General features: G+C 74.2%; 16 protein-coding genes. 6 read left to right on the top strand and 10 right to left on the bottom strand.

Annotated elements, in window-relative coordinates:
• Nucleotides 1–8: 8 nt before the first annotated feature.
• The 5 genes from RVR_RS25285 to RVR_RS25265 all read right to left on the bottom strand — a co-directional run bounded on the left by RVR_RS25285 (nt 9) and on the right by RVR_RS25265 (nt 5557).
• A complete protein-coding gene (locus tag RVR_RS25285) occupies nt 9–854 on the bottom strand; it encodes a patatin-like phospholipase family protein (protein ID WP_202236220.1) in 846 nt (281 codons plus the stop codon).
• Nucleotides 855–920: 66 nt separating this feature from the next.
• Entirely contained in the window at nt 921–1310 is a 390-nt protein-coding gene (locus RVR_RS25280; protein WP_202236219.1) for an STAS domain-containing protein, read from the bottom strand.
• Entirely contained in the window at nt 1307–2425 is a 1119-nt protein-coding gene (locus RVR_RS25275; RefSeq protein ID WP_202236218.1) for a cobalamin B12-binding domain-containing protein, read from the bottom strand. The genes RVR_RS25280 and RVR_RS25275 overlap by 4 nt, the downstream gene beginning before the upstream one ends.
• Entirely contained in the window at nt 2422–4107 is a 1686-nt protein-coding gene (locus tag RVR_RS25270; RefSeq protein ID WP_202236217.1) for a SpoIIE family protein phosphatase, read from the bottom strand. Before RVR_RS25270 ends, RVR_RS25275 begins: the two co-directional genes overlap by 4 nt.
• 265 nt (nt 4108–4372) lie before the next feature.
• Nucleotides 4373–5557, bottom strand: a complete 1185-nt coding sequence (locus tag RVR_RS25265; protein ID WP_202236216.1) for a PP2C family protein-serine/threonine phosphatase — start codon at nt 5555–5557, stop codon at nt 4373–4375.
• A 96-nt stretch (nt 5558–5653) separates the two neighbouring features.
• Between RVR_RS25265 and RVR_RS25260 the strand changes: the two genes are divergently transcribed.
• From RVR_RS25260 to RVR_RS25240, 5 genes are all read left to right on the top strand, one after another.
• Nucleotides 5654–6232: a MarR family winged helix-turn-helix transcriptional regulator gene (locus RVR_RS25260; protein WP_202236215.1), complete on the top strand. Its 579-nt coding sequence runs from the start codon at nt 5654–5656 to the stop codon at nt 6230–6232.
• A gap of 217 nt (nt 6233–6449) precedes the next feature.
• Nucleotides 6450–7472 (top strand): LLM class flavin-dependent oxidoreductase, encoded by a 1023-nt coding sequence (locus tag RVR_RS25255; protein ID WP_202236214.1) that lies wholly within the window; start codon nt 6450–6452, stop codon nt 7470–7472.
• Between the two features lie 551 nt (nt 7473–8023).
• On the top strand, nt 8024–8839 hold the full coding sequence (locus RVR_RS25250; RefSeq protein ID WP_202236213.1) for a LysM peptidoglycan-binding domain-containing protein: 816 nt from the start codon (nt 8024–8026) through the stop codon (nt 8837–8839).
• A 165-nt stretch (nt 8840–9004) separates the two neighbouring features.
• Entirely contained in the window at nt 9005–9421 is a 417-nt protein-coding gene (locus RVR_RS25245; RefSeq protein WP_202236212.1) for a hypothetical protein, read from the top strand.
• 156 nt (nt 9422–9577) lie between these two features.
• Nucleotides 9578–10723 (top strand): PP2C family protein-serine/threonine phosphatase, encoded by a 1146-nt coding sequence (locus tag RVR_RS25240; RefSeq protein ID WP_202236211.1) that lies wholly within the window; start codon nt 9578–9580, stop codon nt 10721–10723.
• A 98-nt stretch (nt 10724–10821) separates the two neighbouring features.
• Here RVR_RS25240 and RVR_RS25235 read toward each other — a convergent pair whose 3' ends face one another.
• Nucleotides 10822–11124 carry a hypothetical protein gene (locus RVR_RS25235; RefSeq protein ID WP_202236210.1) on the bottom strand — a complete coding sequence of 101 codons (303 nt, stop codon included), beginning with the start codon at nt 11122–11124 and terminating at the stop codon, nt 10822–10824.
• A 108-nt stretch (nt 11125–11232) separates the two neighbouring features.
• Nucleotides 11233–12135, bottom strand: coding sequence for a zinc metalloprotease HtpX (htpX, locus tag RVR_RS25230; protein ID WP_202236209.1), 903 nt, complete (start codon nt 12133–12135; stop codon nt 11233–11235).
• Nucleotides 12136–12325: 190 nt separating this feature from the next.
• Here htpX and RVR_RS25225 point away from each other — a divergent pair, with 190 nt between their 5' ends.
• A complete protein-coding gene (locus RVR_RS25225; RefSeq protein WP_202236208.1) occupies nt 12326–13474 on the top strand; it encodes a site-2 protease family protein in 1149 nt (382 codons plus the stop codon).
• Nucleotides 13475–13885: 411 nt separating this feature from the next.
• Here the strand turns inward: RVR_RS25225 and RVR_RS25220 are convergent, their stop codons facing one another.
• The 3 genes from RVR_RS25220 to RVR_RS25210 form a co-directional block, all read right to left on the bottom strand.
• Nucleotides 13886–15460, bottom strand: coding sequence for an MFS transporter (locus tag RVR_RS25220; RefSeq protein ID WP_202236207.1), 1575 nt, complete (start codon nt 15458–15460; stop codon nt 13886–13888).
• Nucleotides 15430–16086 (bottom strand): TetR/AcrR family transcriptional regulator, encoded by a 657-nt coding sequence (locus tag RVR_RS25215; RefSeq protein ID WP_202236206.1) that lies wholly within the window; start codon nt 16084–16086, stop codon nt 15430–15432. The genes RVR_RS25220 and RVR_RS25215 overlap by 31 nt, the downstream gene beginning before the upstream one ends.
• A 156-nt stretch (nt 16087–16242) precedes the next feature.
• Nucleotides 16243–17754, bottom strand: coding sequence for a DHA2 family efflux MFS transporter permease subunit (locus tag RVR_RS25210; RefSeq protein ID WP_202236205.1), 1512 nt, complete (start codon nt 17752–17754; stop codon nt 16243–16245).
• Between the last annotated feature and the right edge of the window lie 8 nt (nt 17755–17762).

Below are 17762 nucleotides of genomic sequence, written 5' to 3'. Positions count from 1 at the left end.
CCGCCGGACTACGACCGGCTCCACGCGATCCCCGTGCCGCGCCCCTGCGCCCGTCCCGCCTCGGCGGCCGGGCGGCGGGTGTCCGGGTCCAGCGGGTTCACGCCGATCGCCGCCCGCGACGCCTCGTCGGGCGCGACGACCGCCACCTCGGCGCCGGCCGCGCGCAGGTCGGCCACCGCCTTGCGCAGCGGCGTCTCGGTGGGGAACAGTTCGGCCTCGCCCAGCGGCACCACCACCAGCACCCGGGACGCGCCCGCCGCGTAGTCCGCGTTGTCGGGGGAGCGGACGCCGCCGTCGATGTACCGGCGCCCGCCGACCGTCGCGGGAGGCCACACGCCCGGCACCGCGCAGCTCGCCGCGACCGCGTCCACCAGTTCCACACCCGACGCCCGGTCGAACACCACCGGCTCCCCCGTGCCGGCGTCCACCGCGACGATCCGCAGCGTGCGGTCCGCGGGCCACGCGGGCGACGGGAGCCGCGAGGCGATCACCGCGCGCCGCTCCGCCTCCGGCACGGTCCGCGCGTCCAGGGCGTACCGGCCCACCGCGCGCCGCATCTCCAGCACGCTCTTCGCGCCGCCCAGCAGCCGGCCGAACTCCGCGGCATATGCCTCCAGGTCCACCTCGACGGGGATCTCCGCCGCCTGGAGCCCCGGTTCGACCTGCCGTGCGTACAGCTCCCCCAACGCGAGCCCGCTCCCCAACTGGGCCGCGACGGTGGAACCCGCCGAGGTGCCCACGACCAGGCCGGCGCCGCTGACGTCCCGGCCCGCGTCGGCCAGTCCCGCCAGCAACCCGGTCGTCCAGGCGATCCCGCCGACCCCTCCACCGCCCAGCACCAACGCCTCGGTCATGAACCGGCCCCCTGCCCTCCGTGGTCCGCCGCACTCCTCGGCCCGCTCCCGCGGGCACCGGAAACCCTACGCCGGGCCGCCGGGACCGGTGGGGGGACGGGGGCTCCCGGCCCGCCGGTCGGAGGCGGCGGGAGGTGAGAAGAGGCCGCGCACTCCGGTGGTGGCGAGCACGCGCTCCAGCGAGGCGGGCGCGTTGTCGAGGTGCAGCTCGATGTTCCCCGCCGCGGTCGTGCGGTGCACCATCAGCAGGGCGGACAGCCCCGAGGAGTCGCAGAACCGCAGGTGGGCGAAGTCCAGGTGCAGGTCGCGCAGGTCCGGGTGGCTGCTGACGCAGCGCACGGCGTGCTGGACCAGCGCGTCGCAGGTGTCGTAGTCCAGGTCGCCGGCGATGTGCAGGTGGGCGGTGCCCGTGCCGGTCTCGACGGTCACGGAGAAGGAGACATGAGGCAGGGTCACGCTGGTGCTCCGGGGTCCTTTCCCGGATGGGTTCCGGGGTGGGGTGGGGTCGGCGGGGAGACGGTGTCCAGCGCGCGGCGGGCGGCGTCGAGCAGCCGGACGGACCGGGGGAAGTCCCTGAGTTCGGCGGCCAGGACGTCCAGCGCGGGGCGCAGCGACCGGGCCGGGACACGGCGGGCGGCGAGGATGCCCGCGGTCCAGGTGATGAAGGAGGCGAACAGCTCGTCGTCGTCGCAGTAGAGGGCCGCGGCGAGGAACTCGACGATGTGCACGAGGTCCTCGGCGGTGTGCTCGCGCTGCTGGGGGGTGTACGCGGCCATCGCGGGGAACCGGGACTCCAGTTGCGCGAGGACCTCCTTGACCAGTACCTGCTGGCCGCGGACGACGAACGTGTACTCCTGGTCGGCGAGGTGCGGCAGGTCGTCGATCTGCTGCCGCCCGGCGGCCAGGTCCGGTGCGGGGATGCCCGCGGCGAGCTGCCGGGCGGCCTCGCGGGCGTCGGGCGCCCAGGCGTTGGCACCGAGCAGGCGGGCGTTGCGGCCGTCCGGGCCGAAGGCCGCGCCGCCGACGATGACCGGCAGGCCGATCGCCTGGCAGCTCGTGATCGCGGCGTGGGCGGCGGGCAGCCGGGTGGGGACCGACGAGGACAGGGCGACCGCCTCCGACCCGCCCGCGTGCAGGTGGGCGATCAGGTGGGGGGTGGGCACCTGGGCGCCCAGGAAGTCGACCTGCCACCCCCGCAGCACCAGGACCTCCGCGAGGAGGCGGGCGGGAAGGGCGTGCCACTCCTGGTCGACGCAGGCCACGGTGACGCGGCCGCGGTGGGGGGTGACCCGGGCGGCCGGGTGGTGGGCGAGCGCGGCGATGACGCGTTCGGTGATGGCGCTGGCGGCGTGTTCCTGCGTGACGGTCAGCCGGTTGGCGGCCCACTCGGTGCCGACCTTCGCCTGGAGCGGGGCCAGCAGGTCCAGCAGGACCGTCTCCGGGTCCACGCCGTCGTCCAGCGCGCCGAAGACGAGCCCGGCCGCGAGGTGCTCGTCCCGGCCGGTCACCGCGTCCCACAACCGGTCGCGTACCGCGGAGAGCGGGTCCGGTGTGGCGAGTTCCAGGGTCATATCGTGTATCTGCCCCGAGTGTGCCCGTCCACCGCACTGAGATGGTTGGTGCGGGGGGCGCTGATGGCGACGAGGGCCATGTCGTCGTGGCTGCCGTCGTGCAGCCACTGGAACGCGAGCATCTGGATCCGCTCGACGACCGCCTCCGCGGGCAGGTCGGCGCACTCCGACAGGGCCCGTTGCAGCCGCTCCTCACCGAACATCTCGCTGCCGAGCGGGCCCCCGCGCGCCTCGGTGAAGCCGTCGGTGTGCAGCAGGCAGGTCTCGCCCGGTTGCAGGACGACCTCGGCGGAGCGCGCCTCGACGGCCGGGAGCGCGCCGATCAGGGTGCCGCGGGTGGGCACCTCCTCGACAGCGCCGTCCACGCGCACCACCAGCGGCGCGGGGTGGCCGGCCGACGTCAGCCGCAGCCGCACCTCGTTGCCGACGCGGCGCACCGAACCCAGCACCATGGTCGCGAAGCGGGTGTGGTGGGAGTTGAGCAGGGAGCCGTTGAGGAGTTCGAGTATCCGCAGGTGGTCGTCGCCCAGCGGGGACAGCGCCTGGAGGGTGCTGCGGATCTTGCCCGTCAGCACGGCCGCGTCCAGGCCCTTGCCGCAGACGTCGCCCAGGACCACCAGCGAGGGGTCCTCCTCGCCGGGCCCGGCGTGTACGTCGTAGAAGTCGCCCCCCACCCGCTCGCCGCTCTCCGCGGGGCGGTAGCCGCCGGCGAACTCGATCCCGTTCAGGCGCTGGAGCTTGGGGGGCAGCAGCTCGCGCATCAGGGTCTGGGTGATCGCGCTCTGCTCGCTGTAGAGGCGGGCGGCCGACAGCGCGGCGCCCGCCCGGGCGGCGAACAGCCGGGCGAAGACCTCCTCGCTCTCGCTGAACCCGCCGGGATTGCTGGCGCGCAGCAGGATCAGGGCTCCGGCGGGCACCCCGTGGCCGGGCAGGGGGGTGACGACGACCGAACCGATCGGGCCGGTGAGGCCCTCGGGGCGCAGCCAGTCGGGCAGGAGGGCGCCGTCGATCCACCGCGAGGGCAGGGGCGGGAAGCCCGCCAGCGCCTCGCTGAGGCCGGGCAGGCCGGCGGGGTCGGCCGCGATCAGCTCGCGGACCGGTTCCCGGCCGGCCACGGCGGAGACCGTGAGCAGCTTGCCGCGGGCCGGGGGCGCCACGACGACGGCCGCGTCGGCCAGGTGCTCGGCGGCCAGCTTGACGGTGGCGGCCATGCACCGGTCGGGGTTGAGCGAGGCCAGCAGTACGTTCGACGCCTCGACGAGGAAGCCGGTGCGCTCGCGCTCGGCGGTCAGGGCCTGCTCGGCGCGCCGCCGGTCGGTGCCGTCGATCATCCACCAGACGACCTCGCCCGCCTCGCCCGCGGTCGGGTACGCCTCGTAGCGGCGGTCCCCGATCCTGCCCGCCACCGGTGGAGCGGCCACGGCGCCGTCGGCGCGGGGGTCCGCGGGCACCCGGGTGCGGGGCACCGCTTCGAAGTGGGCGCGGGCCAGCCAGCCCGGCACGGCGTCCTGCATGCTCGCCCCGGGTTCCGCCCGGTGCAGCAGCGACCGGGCGGCGGAGTTGGCCCGCACCACGGTGCCGGCGGGATCGGCGACGAGCACGGGGTAGGGGGCCAGAGCCCACAGGCCGGACGTGGCGCCCGGCCCGGCTCCTGCAACGGGGTTTCCCTCGATAGAGGTCATGAACGGGGCCCGCACGTGGCGAGCCGCACCAACTTTCCGCGGAGGCGAATCATTTGCCGTACGGCAACTATCGCTCACCGGCGGGGACGAACACAACCCGCCCCCGCGTGCGGGTCCGGTGAAGGGCCTGCTGCCAGGGGCGTCCCGAATGCCCCTGGCAGCAGCGCGGATCGGCTTCCGGCGGGGCGCGCGAACCCTTCGCGGCCGCCTCCCCGCCTTGCCGCAGCGGCTTCCCCCGCGGGGCGGTCAGCCCCGCGCGGGCCGGTCAGCCCTGCGCGGGGCGACCGGTCCAGTCCAGGCACAGCACCATGGCGTCGTCCGCGGCCGGGCCGTCGCCGCGGTGGCCCAGCAGGGCCTTGAGGATCGCCCGCGGCACCTGGGAGGCCGGCAGCAGGCGGGTCTCGTTGATCGACCGCGCCAGCGCCCGCAGGCTGTACTTCTCGCCGCCCGGGGAGAGCGCGTCGTAGACGCCGTCGCTGATGAACAGCAGGCGGTCCCCCGGGGCGACGGTGAAGCTCTGCGGCCGGTAGACGGTGTCGTCGAACATGCCCAGGGGATTCTGCGCCTCCAGTTCGATCATCTCGACGGTGCCCCCGCGCACCCGCCATATCCGGGGCGAGCCGGCGTCGATGATCTCCACGTTCCCGGTGGGCAGGTGGAAGCGCAGCAGCAGCGCCGACAGGTACTGGTCCCCCTGGTGCTGGCCGTAGATCGCCTGGTCGGCGAGGTAGGCCTGGTCGCTGAGGGACAGCCCGGCGCGGCGCGCGTTGCGCAGGGCGCTGACCGCGAGGTTCGTCAGGAGCGCGGCCTGTATCCCCTCGCCCATGCCGTTGTTCACGGTGAGGTGCAGGTGGTCGGCGGAGGAGGACCAGTCGAAGTTGTCGCCGAAGATGGCGTACGCGGGCTCCAACTGGGCGCCGAGGCTGTACTCGGGCCGGGAGCACGCGCAGCCGGGCAGCAGTTGCCACTGCATCTCGGCGGCCAGGGTGAGCCGTTCGGCACGGCGGGCCTGGAGGAAGAGGTCGGTGTCCCGCCCGGCGACGACCAGCTCGTGCGCCAGCGCGTCGGCGCACGCCTGGAGGTCCCCGAGCGTCCCGGCCGCCGCCCCGTCGCCCTTCGGGTCCGGCAGCGTGACACTCATCACGCCCAGCCGGTCGCCGCGGACGCTGACCGGCAGGTGCACAGCGACCGTGCCGGCCGTGGCGTCGGGCACGCAGTACGGCTCCTGGGCGCCGAAGGCCCGGCCGGGGGCACTCTCGTGCACCGGCAGCGGCGGGCGCGTGTGCGGCAGCGTTTCCACAGGCTGCAGCCTGGTCATCTCGTAGTCGGCCATCAGCAGCTCCACCGCGAGGGCGTGGTGGCGCTGCTCGATCGTGGAGCGGATCACCTCGAAGATCTCGTGAGGCGAGGCCTCGCGGAGGCGGCCCTCGACCGTCCCGGGTCTTTCCAACGCTATCGGTCCTACTTTCGTTGACATATCGTCGTCCAGGCGACTGCTGGATCGAACAGAAGGAACGAGCCCGAACGGCTCACTCGGGAGTGTCACATGAACGAGGCCCCGGCCGCTGTGCACCAGCACACCTCTCCCACCGTGTCCGAGGTCGGAGAGGTACTGGAGCTCCTCCAGGCCGCCTGGGAGCGGGGACGCCGCGAGTTCGGCACCGCCCCGCTGTCCGCGGCCCAGACCCGCGTGCTGTACGTCATCGAGCGCGAGCCCGGCATCAACCTGTCCGGGTTGGGCCGGAGCCTGTCCGCGGCAGCCCCCTCCGTCACCCGCATGTGCGACCGCCTCCAGGCGGCCGGGTTCCTGCGCAGGGCGGCGGGAGCGCAGGACCGCCGGGAGGTGGAGCTGGAACTCACCGAGGCCGGCGCCGCCCACCTCCAGGCGATCAGGCACCGCCGGGAGCAGGCGCTCCACCAGGCCATGGAGCTGATGGAGCCGGAGGCCCGGCGGGCACTGGTCGCGGGCCTGAAGGCGCTGGGCGAGGCGGTGGGCGCCCCCGCCCCTGCCCCCGCCCGGCCCCGCTCCCGGCCGGAGCCCTCCTCCGCTCCCGGGTCCCGGGCCGAGCCCTCCGGGTCCCCCGGGTCCTCCGAGACCCCCGACCGCACCCGCCGCGCGGGCTGACGCCCGCCGGGTCCGCCCGGCCGCTCGGGTCCGCTCGGGTCCGCCCGGCCGCCCCGGCGCCTGTCGGGTTCCCGCGCCCCCACCCGCACCCACACGCGCATCGGCATCGGCATCGGCATCGGCATCGGCATCGGCATCGGCCGCCTGTTCGGCGGCCGCGGATAAACGGGCCCGGCCCGGCGGGAATCAAACGGGAGCCGCGTGCGCTTGCGCGGGTGTGAAGAAGATTGGATTCCTCTCGTTCGGGCACTGGTCGCCGAACCCGCACTCCGGGACCCGGTCGGCCGCCGACTTCCTGCACCAGTCGATCGATCTGGCGGTCGCGGCCGAGGAACTCGGCGTGGACGGCGCCTATTTCCGGGTGCACCACTTCGCGCGGCAGGCGGGCAGCCCGTTTCCGTTGCTCGCCGCCATCGGCGCGCGGACCTCGACCATCGAGATCGGCACCGGCGTGATCGACATGCGCTACGAGAACCCGCTGTACATGGCCGAGACCGCCGGCGCCGCCGACCTCATCTCCGGCGGAAGGCTGCAACTCGGCATCAGCCGCGGTTCACCGGAGCAGGTGATCGACGGCTGGCGGTACTTCGGCTTCTCCCCCGCCGAGGGTGAGACGGACGCGGACATGGCCCGCCGGCACACCGAGACGTTCCTGAAGGTGATCGAGGGCGACGGGTTCGCGCGGCCCAACCCGCGGCCGATGTTCCCCAACCCGCCGGGGCTGCTGCGCGTCGAGCCGCACTCCGAGGGTCTGCGCGAGCGGATCTGGTGGGGCTCGGGCTCGAACGCGACCGCGGTGTGGGCCGGCCGGCTGGGCATGAACCTGCAAAGCTCCACACTGAAGGACGACGAGACCGGCGAGCCGCTGCACGTCCAGCAGCGCAAGCAGATCGAGGCGTACCGGGAGGCGTACCGGGAGGCCGGCCACACCCGGGAACCGCGGGTGTCGGTCAGCCGCAGCATCTTCGCCCTCACCGACGACCGGGACCGGGCGTACTTCGGCCACGACCGCGACTCGCGCGACCAGGTCGGCATGATCGACGACACGACCAGGGCGATCTTCGGCCGGTCGTACGCCGCGGAGCCCGAGGCGCTGGTGAAGCTGCTCGCCGAGGACGAGGCCGTCCAGGCCGCGGACACGCTGCTGCTGACCGTCCCCAACCAGCTCGGCGTCGAGTACAACACGCACGTGCTGGAGAGCATCCTCACCGGCGTGGCACCGGAGCTCGGCTGGCGCTGAGCAGCGGGCGCGGACACCGCGCCACTCACGGACACGCGAAGGGCGGGCCGGGACGGCCCGCCCTTCTTCGCGCGCCCGCGCCGCGTTCGCAGAAATCCACAGCGGCACCATAACCCACCAAATCGCCCATACCGCCGACGGAGGACGCCCCTTTATGTCCGTTTCGACGCCATGAGGGACTTTGGCGCCATTTAGCCGTCTAAGACATTGTTAAGAAGGGAACGCGCCCGCACCTTCCGTGACCGCCTCCTCACGCCGCGTTCGCGTTCAGGGCGCTCACACGTGATGCACAGCATAGGACGTACATCACCTACGAAGCCGCTTAGTGCATTCACCGGCGCCGCTTCCCCGTGATGACGGGGAACGGAACCCCGGGACCCTCGGAAAACAAAGCCGTCTACTAAGCGGCTTAGCACTGAGGGTAATTGTGGACCCTTTTATCGGCTGCTAACAATGTGCTCGCCACAGCGCATCACCGAATGAATTGCGGGTCGGAATGAACAGGGGGGCCGACCACCACTGACAAGCAATCGTGGAAGAGGTCCGCAGCAATGCCCAAGCACGCCCAGAACCGCTCGGCGAACTCGACTCAGTCCCTGAGGAAGCGGCTGTTCTCGACCCGCGGCGCCGTCGTCGCCGGCACCTTCACCGCCATCGCCTGCGCGGCGCTGTCCGGCACGGCCCAGGCCGCCGAGCCGTCCGCCGCGAAGAGCGCGCCGCAGACCGCGGACGCCACGCACGGCCAGCGCCACTCCACCTTCACCGACTACACGGTGAAGACCGGCGACTACCTCATCGCGATAGCCCGGGCGCACAACTCCCCAGGCGGCTGGCACGCGATCGCGCGGGCCAACGGCCTCCACAGCCCGTACATCATCCACCCGGGCCAGGTGCTGAAGCTCCCGACCGGCACGGCGACGACGGCGAAGCCCGAGTCCGCCGCGCCGAAGGCCGCCGCGCCGAGCCCCGCCGCCACGACGTCCCCGGCCTCCACCACGGCCTCCGACACGTCGTCCAGCACGACGACCACCGCCACCCAGACGTACCCGGACAACCTGGACGGCTGGATCAACGAGGCGCTGGCCATCATGAAGCAGAACGGCATCCCGGGCACCTACGACGGCATCTACCGCAACGTCATGCGGGAGTCCTCCGGCAACCCGAACGCCATCAACCTCTGGGACTCCAACGCGGCCGCCGGCACCCCGTCCAAGGGCCTGCTGCAGACCATCCAGCCGACGTTCGACGCCTACCACGTGGCCGGCACCTCGACCGACATCTACGACCCGGTCGCCAACATCGTCGCCGCGTGCAACTACGCGTTCCACGTGTACGGCTCCATCGACAACGTCAACGGCCCCTACTAGGCCGGCGCGCGGGAGACCCTCCCGTCCGCACCCCGCCGCCCCGTTCCGCCGCCCTCCTCACCGGGCGGCGGGCCGGGGCGGTTCGCACGCGGCCGCCGCCACCAGGCCCGCGCTACGCTGCTGCCCGGCTGCGCCGGACCGCCCGGCGCGCGGAGGGGGAAGAGCATGACGGGCACCGGTACGCGGCGGGCCGCGACGTTCCTGGCGGCCACCGCGCTCCTCGCCGGCGGCGCGCTCGCGGCGGCCGCGGCCCCGGCCGGCGCCGCGACCGGCACGGCCGCCGCCACCCCCCGGTTCGAGGGCACCGACACGCTCCCGGTACCGGGCTGCGCCGTCGTCCAGGAGGTCGAGTTGCAGGGCTCCCCCGCCCACGACTACATGCGCTGGGAGACCGAGGGCGACTCCGTGGGCTGCTCCGTGTGGATCCAGGACGACGCGGACAACAGCGCGGACGTGATCGAGACCCAGCAGATCACCACCGCGGGCTACCACCACAGCAACTGGTACTACGACGGCCCCGGCCACCTCATGGCGGTCTGCGTCCAGCGCGCCTCCACCACCGCCTGCGGCCCGACGAACTGAGCCCCGCCGCACCGCCCGACCGCCGCGACACCCCACCGCCGACCGCCCGCCGCCCACCCGGTCGCGGCTCCGGGTCGCGGCGGCCAGCGGATCGTCACGAACGCACCGATGGCCCGATGAGCGGCATGATGCGGCGAAAAGCCTAGGATCTCCGGTATGGACCTGCGGCGGCTGGACAACCTCACGGAACGGACCCCGCCGCTCGCGATCGTGGTCCCGCTCGCGCTGGTCGTCCTGATCGCCGTCGCCGACGCCGTGTCGCCGAAGGAGGTCTACCTCAGCCCGATGCTCGTGATCGCGCCCGCGCTGACCGCGTCGTTCGCGGGTCCGCGGCGCACCGCGGTGATCGCGCTCGTGGCGCTGGGCGCCCAGATCCTCGCGGCGACCGTCACCAAGCGCGGAAGCACGCAGATGCACGTGTGGCCGCTGGTCGCGCTGGTCGTGCTCTCGGTCCTGCTGGTCTTCTTCAGCTACGTCCGCGAGCGGCGCGGCCGGCAGCTCAGCCGGGTCCGGCTGGTCGCGGAGACCGCGCAGCGGGTGCTGCTGCGGCCGCCGCCGGAGCGCGTCGGGCCGCTGCGGATCGCCTGGCTGTACCTGGCCGCCGAGGACGACGCGCAGATCGGCGGCGACCTCTTCGCCGTCACCCGCCGGCGCCCGGACGTCAGCCGGGTGCTGATCGGGGACGTCCGCGGCAAGGGGCTGCCCGCGATCGCCGAGGCGTCGGCGGTGCTGGGCTCCTTCCGGGAGACCGCGCGGTACTGCGAGACGCTGCCCGCGCTGGTGGAGGCGCTGGAGGAGCGGGTCACCCGGGACATGGAGGAGGTCGCCGAGAGCCGGCAGGACCCGGGCGAGCACTTCACCACCGCGCTGGTGCTGGAGCTGCCGGACGACGGCGGACCGGCCCGCATGGCAAGCTGCGGCCACCCGCCGCCGGTGGTGATCGGCGCGGACGGCCGGATCACCGAGCCCGACTGCACCGCGCCCTCGCCGCCCCTCGGCTCCGGACTGCTGCCGGCGGTCGGGGTGCACGCCGACGAGGTCGCCTACGGCGACGGCGACACGCTGCTGCTCTACACCGACGGGCTGATCGAGGCGCGCTCGCGGCAGGGCGTCTTCTACCCGCTCGCCGAGCGGTTGGCGACCTTCCCGCCGGCGCTGGGTCCGGAGTCGCTGCTGCTCCACTTGCGCGAGGACCTGCTCCACCACACCGGCGGCCGCCTCGCCGACGACGCCGCCCTGCTCGCCGTCACCCGCCTCCCCGACGACGCGGCCGCCCCCGGCCGGCGGGCGCAGCGGCCGTAGGGGCGCGGGCCCGTAGGGGCGCGAGGCCGGAAGGAGCCGGGAGGAGCCGGAAGCCCCGGGCCCCGGGGCTGTGAAGGGCCGGGACCCGCGGGAAGGCGTCAGGTCCGGTCGGTCGGGTAGAGCCCGTCCTCGGTGTAGCGGGCGGTGGCGATCGCCTCGACCGCCTGCTCGTCGGTGAACCGCTCGGACCCCGGGATGTGGGGGATGCAGCCGATGAGGACGCCGTCGCGGATCACCTGGGCGTCCAGCCCGGCGGGACCGCCGGGCGTCCACAGGGCCTCGCTGCCGTCGGCCAGGACGACGCGGATGCCGAAGCTGTACACCCCGGTCTCGGTCCGATGGGCCATGACGTCCCGCGCGCGCAGTTGGGAGACCATGCGGTCGATACGGTGGGCTTCCATCGTCCGAGTACCTCGCTTCCGACCCGCGCCGGCGCCACCCGTCCTCGGGCACCGACTGGCAGTCGCCACCTTGTCCACCGTACTGCGCGTCCCCGGTCGTCCCGCGGGTCAGGCGCGCAGGCCCATCCCGGCGGAGATCTCCGCGAGGGCGTCCAGCCTGCGCTGGAGGCTCGGGTGCGTGGAGAACACGGTCGCCAGCGCCGAGCCCTCCTTCAGCGCGGGGCTGAAGAAGAAGGCGTTGAGGGCCCGCGCCGTCCGCAGGTCCTCGGTGGGGATACGCGCGATGGTGCCGCTCACCTTGACCAGCGCGGACGCCAGGTCCGAGGGCCGCCCGGTCAGCTCGGCGGCACTGCGGTCGGCCGCCAGCTCGCGGTACCGGGACAGCGCGCGGATCAGCAGGAAGCTCAGCCCGTACACCACCACCGACACGGCCATGACCGCGGTGAGCAGCAGGGCGGTGTTCTGGTCCCGGCTGTCCCGGCCGAACAGTTGCGAGTAGAAGGCGAAGCGCACGACGAGCCCGGCGAGCACGCCCAGGAACGACGCGACGGTGATCACCGCGACGTCCCGGTGCGCGACGTGCGACAGCTCGTGGGCCAGCACCCCGTCCAGCTCGCCGGGTTCCAGGCGCCGCAGCAGGCCCGTGGTCACGCAGATGACGGCGTGGTCGGCGTTGCGGCCGGTGGCGAACGCGTTCGGCAGGTCCATGTCCGAGACGGCCACCTGCGGCTTGGGCATGTCCGCCAGGGCGCACAGCCGGTCCACCGCGCCGTGCAGCTCGGGCTGCTCCTGCGGGGTGACCTCGTGCGCGCGCATCGCGAACAGCGCGATCCGGTCGGAGAACCAGTACTGCGCGGCCAGCACCCCGACCGCGATCACCACCACGACCACGACGGACTTCAGCAACGCGATCAGCACCGCGACGAACGCCACGAACACCAGGCCCAGCAGGAAGACCACCGTCAGCATCCGCACGGTGAGCCGCCAGTCGGGCGCGAACCGGGAACGCACGACCGGTCACCACCTCTCGTCTCCTCGCCCTGTTCCTCCCAGTGTGCTCCGCTCCCGACGGTGCCGGGAGCGAACCCGCAGGTCACCGCGTGGACGTCGGTGGCGGCCGCGGGAGAGCAGACTGGAAGGGGAGGGCGCCGTCCCGCCGGATCGCGGGGGCGCCCGCCGGGAAACGGGCCTGGGAGGCGCGATGAACGGATCGCCACCGTTGTTCCGGATCGCCGGTGTGCCGCTGCGGGTGCACTGGAGCGCGCCGCTGCTGATCGTCGTGCTGAGCCTGGGGCTGGCCGGCGGGGTCCTGCCGGACTGGGCGCCCGGCCACTCCGGCGGCACCTACAACGGGCTCGCCGTGGTCGGCGCGCTGCTGCTCCTGGTCAGCCTGGTCGCACACGAGGCGGCGCACGCCCTCGTCGCCCGCCGGGCCGATGTCGAGGTGGAGGACGTCACGGTCTTCGCGCTCGGCGGGGTGACCCGGATGGGGACCGCGGCCACCGCCCGCGACGCCGGGCGGATCGCCGCCGCCGGCCCGCTGACCAGCCTGCTGCTGGGCGGGCTCGGCCTGGGCGCGGCCGTCCTGGCCGGCGACGTCCTGCACTGGACGCTCGTGGGCGCGCTGCTGGCGTGGACCGGCTGGGCGAACGTCCTGCTCGCCGGATTCAACCTGGTCCCCGCGGCGCCACTGGATGGCGGCCGGGTGCTCCAGGCGGTGGTCTGGCGGCTGCGCGGCGACCGCGAGAAAGCCGCCCGGGTCGCCGCGCGCTGCGGCCAGGTGGCCGGCGGGCTGATGATCGCCGGCGGCTGGGTGCGGTTCCTGGCGGGCGGCGCATCCGGGTTGTGGCTGGCGCTGATCGGGCTGTTCGTGCTGATGGCCGCGTCCTCGGAGCTGCGCCGCTCGGTGCTGTTCGAGGCGGTACGGGGGCTGCGCGCCGCCGACGCGATGCGTCCGGTGGCCACCGGGCAGGACTGGCAGACGGTGGACCGCTTCGTGGCGGAGACGCTGCCGAGGGCCGCCGGTCAGCCCGTCGTGCCCGTGACCGACTTCGACGGCCGGCCCAGCGGGGTGGTCGCGCTGCCCGCGCTGCGGAGGGTGCCCGCCGCCAAGCGCGGCGAGGTGCGCGTCCGCGCCATCGCGGCGCCGCTGGAGAGCTGCACCCTGGCCGGGCCGGACGACCAGGTCACCGACATCCTCGACCACGCGGTGACGACCGCGGGCCGTCCGATCCTGGTGCTGGCGGACCGGCGCGTGGTCGGGATGATCACCGCCGAGGACATCGTCGGCTTCACCCGGCGCCGCCGCCCGCCCGTGTGGCCGCCGACCGCCCGCAGCACGGGCCGCTGAGCCCAGCGGCTCCGGTCGGCGCACCCGGCCCGGCGACCCGCGGACGCACACCAGGTCCGCGGACCCCGACCGGCCGAGCAGGCGCGCGGGCCGCCGTCCCTCGCGGGCCCGGCCCGCGGCGGGCGGCGTTCCCGCGCTGGACCCGCATCCCCCGCGGCCGTGGCACGCCCTTCCGTAAGCCGGTGTCGGGCCCGGTGCCCAAGGCTGCGCCGTCGGGCCATCGGGCCGCCGGGCACGGGCCGAAACGGGCCGAAACGGGCCCGCGCCCCCCGCGCCCCCGCGCCCCCGGCGGACGTGCACCGCACCACCGCAGCCGCGCGGGCCCTCCGGCCGCGGCGGTTCGCTACGGCCGTTCCGTGCCCGGCCCACCCGGGCACGGAACGCCCGCACCGCCGGCTGCGGCGAGCCGGTTCACTCGGAGGGACCCGCCGGCCGGGCCGGGTGGGGGCCGGGAGCCGGTGCCGGGGCGGCGGCCGGCGCGGACGCGGTGTCCGCGGAGATCAGCAGCAGCACCAGGACCGCCGCCGTGGCGACCGCGGTCGCCACGCCCGCCACGAGCAGCGCCCGGTGCAGCCCCGCCACGAAGGCGTCGTCGAAGTACCCCTTGACGGTGTGGGCGCCGAGCGACAGCCCCTTCGGGACCCGGCCGTGCCCGGCCACCACGGCGTGCGCGATGCCGTGCCGGTCCGCGTCGGTGACGCTGCCGCCGAGGCGGTCGGCGACGACCGAGGCGGCGCGCGCGTTGAGCAGCGAGCCGAGCGCGGCGATGCCCAGCGCGGTGCCGGCCTGCCGGCTGGCGTTGATGGTCGCGGCGGCGGCCCCCGACCGCTGGCGCGGGACGGCCGACATGGCGGTGGCGTTCGTCGGGGTGATGGCCAGGCCCATGCCGAGGCCGAGCACCGCGAAGAGCAGGCCCACCGTCAGGTAGCCGGAGGTGGGGCTGAGCCCGAGCAGGCCGAGCAGGCCGACGCTGATCAGGCCGTATCCGGCCACCATGATCCAGCGCGGTCCGAACCGCGCGGTCAGCCGCCCGGCCTGGGTGGAGCCGAGGGCGATGGTCGCGGAGTACGGCAGGAACTTCACCCCGGCCATCGAGGCCGAGGCGCCCTGCACCTCCTGGAGGTACAGCGACAGCAGGAAGAACGTGCCGTACGCCCCGAAGCCGAGCACGAACGAGGCCGCGTTCGTGGTCGCGAAGCGGGCGTTGCGGAAGAGCCGGACCGGCAGCATCGCCCGCTCGGTACGGCTCTCCACGACGACGAACACCACGAAGGCGACCAGCGCGAGGGCGAAGAAGGAGAGGATCTCCGTCGACGTCCAGCCCTTGCGGCCGGCCTCGTTGACCGCGTACGTGAGCGCGGCGAGCCACACGACGCCCAGCACCTGGCCGACCGGGTCGGCGGCGGCGTGCACCGGGTCGGAGGACTCGGCGATCCCCTTGATGCCGGCGGCCAGCGCGATGACGCCGAGCGGCAGGTTGATCAGGAAGATGTAGCGCCAGCCGAGGTGGTCGGTGAGCAGCCCGCCCAGCACCGGTCCGAGCACCACCGCGAGACCGCTGCACGCGCCCCACAGGCCGATCATCCGGGCCCGGCGGGCCGGGTCGGGGAAGCCCTGGGCGAGCAGCGAGAGCGCGCCGGGCGTCACCGCGGCCGCGCCGACGCCCTGGAGCATCCGGCCGGTGACCAGCACGCCGATGTCGGGCGCTATGGAGCACAGCGCGGAGCTGAGCGTGAACAGCGCGATGCCGGTCAGGAAGACCTTCTTGCGGCCGAACCGGTCGCCCAGCGCGCCGCCGGTGAGCATGAAGGCGGAAAGGCACAGGACGTAGCTGTCCACCACCCACTGGATGCCGGTGGCCGAGGCGTGCAGATGGCTCTGGATCGCCGGCAGGGCGACGTTGACCACGCTCATGTCGAGCAGGGCCATGAAGGTTCCGATGAAGACGGCCGCGATCAGTCCGATCGGGGTGCGCTGGGTGGGCACGTTTGCTCCTGCGGCTCTTGGTACCGGGGACGGGTGTCGGTGGGGGTGGTCGGGGGGCCGCCGGGGCCGGGCGGCCCGCAGGGCCCGGGCGGAAGGGAGTGCCGGAAGTCGGCCGAGGTGCCCGACAGCGCGTGGCGGCCGTGGTCGGCGGCCACGTCGACGGGGACCAGGAAGACGCCGAGCATGGCGTGGGCGAAGAACCGGGCGACGTCGGGCTCCGGCATGCCGCTGGCCTCGGCGGCGGCGACCCACAGCCGGTCCCAGCCGCCGGCCGCGTGCCGGGCGATGTCCGGGTCGCCCGCGGCGGCGGCGCAGGTCTGGGCGAGCATCATGGGCAGCGCGCGGTCCTCGACCATCGCCTCCCACGCCCTCCACATGGCCCGCATCGCGGTGTCGCCGGCCAGTCCGCGGGCGGCGGCGCGCAGGCTGTCCGCGATCTGGTCGACGCACTGCGCGGACGCCGCGAGGAAGATCGCCTTCTTGCTCGGGAAGAAGCGGAACAGGTACGACTGGGAGACCTTGGCGCCGCGCGCGATGGCCACGGTAGAGGTGCCGTGGAACCCCCCGCCGGAGAACTCCCGGACGGCGGAGCGCAGCACGGACGCCCGGCGCAGTTCGGTGGTCATCCGCACCGCGGGCCTCCGGGTGACGGGGCGGTGGTCCGCACGGTCTGCCTCCAGCGGGGCTCGGGGCCGCGTGACGCGCCGCCCCGGTCCGGGGGCGGCGCGTCACGCGGATCACGTGGATCGTCGGTCGGTACGGCGGCGGTGCGCCGCGCCGGGTCAGTCCGACGCGGAGGCCACCGACCGCAGGCCGGCCGTCTTCGCGCCCTCGCGGGCGGCGCCGTCGGCCTCCTCCGCCAGTTCGGCGGGCGGGGACACGTCACGCGGGATGAACAGCGCGCAGATGCCGCCGGCGACGACCACGCAGACACCGACCCAGGTCGCCGGGTGGAGGCCGTCGACGAACTGCTGGCCGCCGAGGTAGCTGCCGTTGCGGGCGAAGACGGTGCTGAGCACCGCGACGCCCAGCGCGCCGCCGATCTCCCGGACGGTGGTGTTGGCCCCGGACGCCTGGCCCTGGTGCCGCGGCCCGGCCGAGGCGAGGACCACCGAGGCGGTGGGCGCGAAGACGAAGCCCATGCCCGCGCCGCCGATGACCATGCCGCCGACCAGGTGCGAGTACGGGGTGTCGGCGGAGGCCGCCAGGTTGATCCAGGCCAGGCCGATGGCCTGGAGGAACAGCCCCAGCGCCATCAGCCGCCCGCCGCCGACGCGGTCGGTGAGCAGGCCGGCGACCGGCGCGATCACCATGGGCATCAGCGTCCAGGCCAGGGTCAGCAGGCCCGCGTGCAGCGGGGTGCGGTGCGGAGCGATCTGGAGGTACTGGGAGAGCATGAAGATCGAGCCGAAGACGCCGAAGTACATGCTCGCCGACACGAGGTTGGTCAGCACGAACGCCCTGGCCCGGTAGAGCTTGAGCGGGAGCAGCGGGTGCGCCGCCCGGCGCTGCCAGACCAGGAAGGCCAGCAGCAGTACCGCGCCGCCGACGAAGGCGCCGAGGATGCGGCCGGAGGACCAGCCGTCCTGCTGGCCGTTGACGATGCCCCAGACCACGGCGACCAGGCCGGCGGTGGCCAGCACCATGCCGAGCAGGTCGAGGTGGGTGTCGGGGACCTTGCTCTCCCCCAGCACGAAGATCACCAGCGGGATGGCGACCGCGCAGACCGGGACGTTGATCCAGAAGATCCACTGCCAGGCGAGGCCGTCGACCACCGCGCCGCCGACCACCGGGCCCATGGCGATGGCCAGGCCGCTGAAGGCGGACCACAGGCCGAGCGCGAGGCTGCGCCGGCGGGCCGGCACGGCGGCGCCCAGCAGCGTCATCGACAGGGGCATCACGGCCGCGCCGCCGAAGCCCTCGACGACCCGCCAGAAGATGAGCTGGCCGGCGGTGTCCGCCATACCGCAGCCGATCGAGGCGAGCGTGAAGATCACGATGCCGCCGAGGAAGATCTTCCGGCGGCCGAACCGGTCGCCGAGCGCGGCGCCGGTCAGCAGCAGGCAGGCGAAACTGAGGACGTACGCGTTCACGAACCACTGGAGGTCCGTGCTGGACGCGTCGAGCTTGACCGCGAGCGTGCGGAGCGCCGTGGACACGACGAGGTTGTCGAGCGCGACCATGAACATGGGCACGCTGCACGCGGCGATCGTCAGCCAGAGCGGCATGGCGCGGCCGCCGGCTCCGGGTTCCGCGGAGGGCAACGCCACGCCCTCCTCATTTATCGTGCTCATGACACTCC

The organism is Streptomyces sp. SN-593 (assembly GCF_016756395.1).
GTDB classification, from domain to species: domain Bacteria; phylum Actinomycetota; class Actinomycetes; order Streptomycetales; family Streptomycetaceae; genus Actinacidiphila; species Actinacidiphila reveromycinica.
Note: the sequence above shows the minus strand (reverse complement) of the source record. Positions and strands in the feature narration are given on the sequence as shown.

Excerpts from the sequence above, each read along its gene's own strand:
- RVR_RS25250 (WP_202236213.1), top strand. The coding sequence starts at position 8,024 with ATGCCCAAGCACGCCCAGAACCGCTCGGCGAACTCGACTCAGTCCCTG.
- RVR_RS25245 (WP_202236212.1), top strand. The coding sequence starts at position 9,005 with ATGACGGGCACCGGTACGCGGCGGGCCGCGACGTTCCTGGCGGCCACC.
- RVR_RS25215 (WP_202236206.1), bottom strand. The coding sequence starts at position 16,086 with ATGACCACCGAACTGCGCCGGGCGTCCGTGCTGCGCTCCGCCGTCCGG.
- RVR_RS25235 (WP_202236210.1), bottom strand. The coding sequence starts at position 11,124 with ATGGAAGCCCACCGTATCGACCGCATGGTCTCCCAACTGCGCGCGCGG.
- RVR_RS25225 (WP_202236208.1), top strand. The coding sequence starts at position 12,326 with ATGAACGGATCGCCACCGTTGTTCCGGATCGCCGGTGTGCCGCTGCGG.
- RVR_RS25240 (WP_202236211.1), top strand. The coding sequence starts at position 9,578 with ATGGACCTGCGGCGGCTGGACAACCTCACGGAACGGACCCCGCCGCTC.
- RVR_RS25210 (WP_202236205.1), bottom strand. The coding sequence starts at position 17,754 with ATGAGCACGATAAATGAGGAGGGCGTGGCGTTGCCCTCCGCGGAACCC.
- RVR_RS25275 (WP_202236218.1), bottom strand. The coding sequence starts at position 2,425 with ATGACCCTGGAACTCGCCACACCGGACCCGCTCTCCGCGGTACGCGAC.
- RVR_RS25285 (WP_202236220.1), bottom strand. The coding sequence starts at position 854 with ATGACCGAGGCGTTGGTGCTGGGCGGTGGAGGGGTCGGCGGGATCGCC.
- RVR_RS25270 (WP_202236217.1), bottom strand. The coding sequence starts at position 4,107 with ATGACCTCTATCGAGGGAAACCCCGTTGCAGGAGCCGGGCCGGGCGCC.
- RVR_RS25260 (WP_202236215.1), top strand. The coding sequence starts at position 5,654 with ATGAACGAGGCCCCGGCCGCTGTGCACCAGCACACCTCTCCCACCGTG.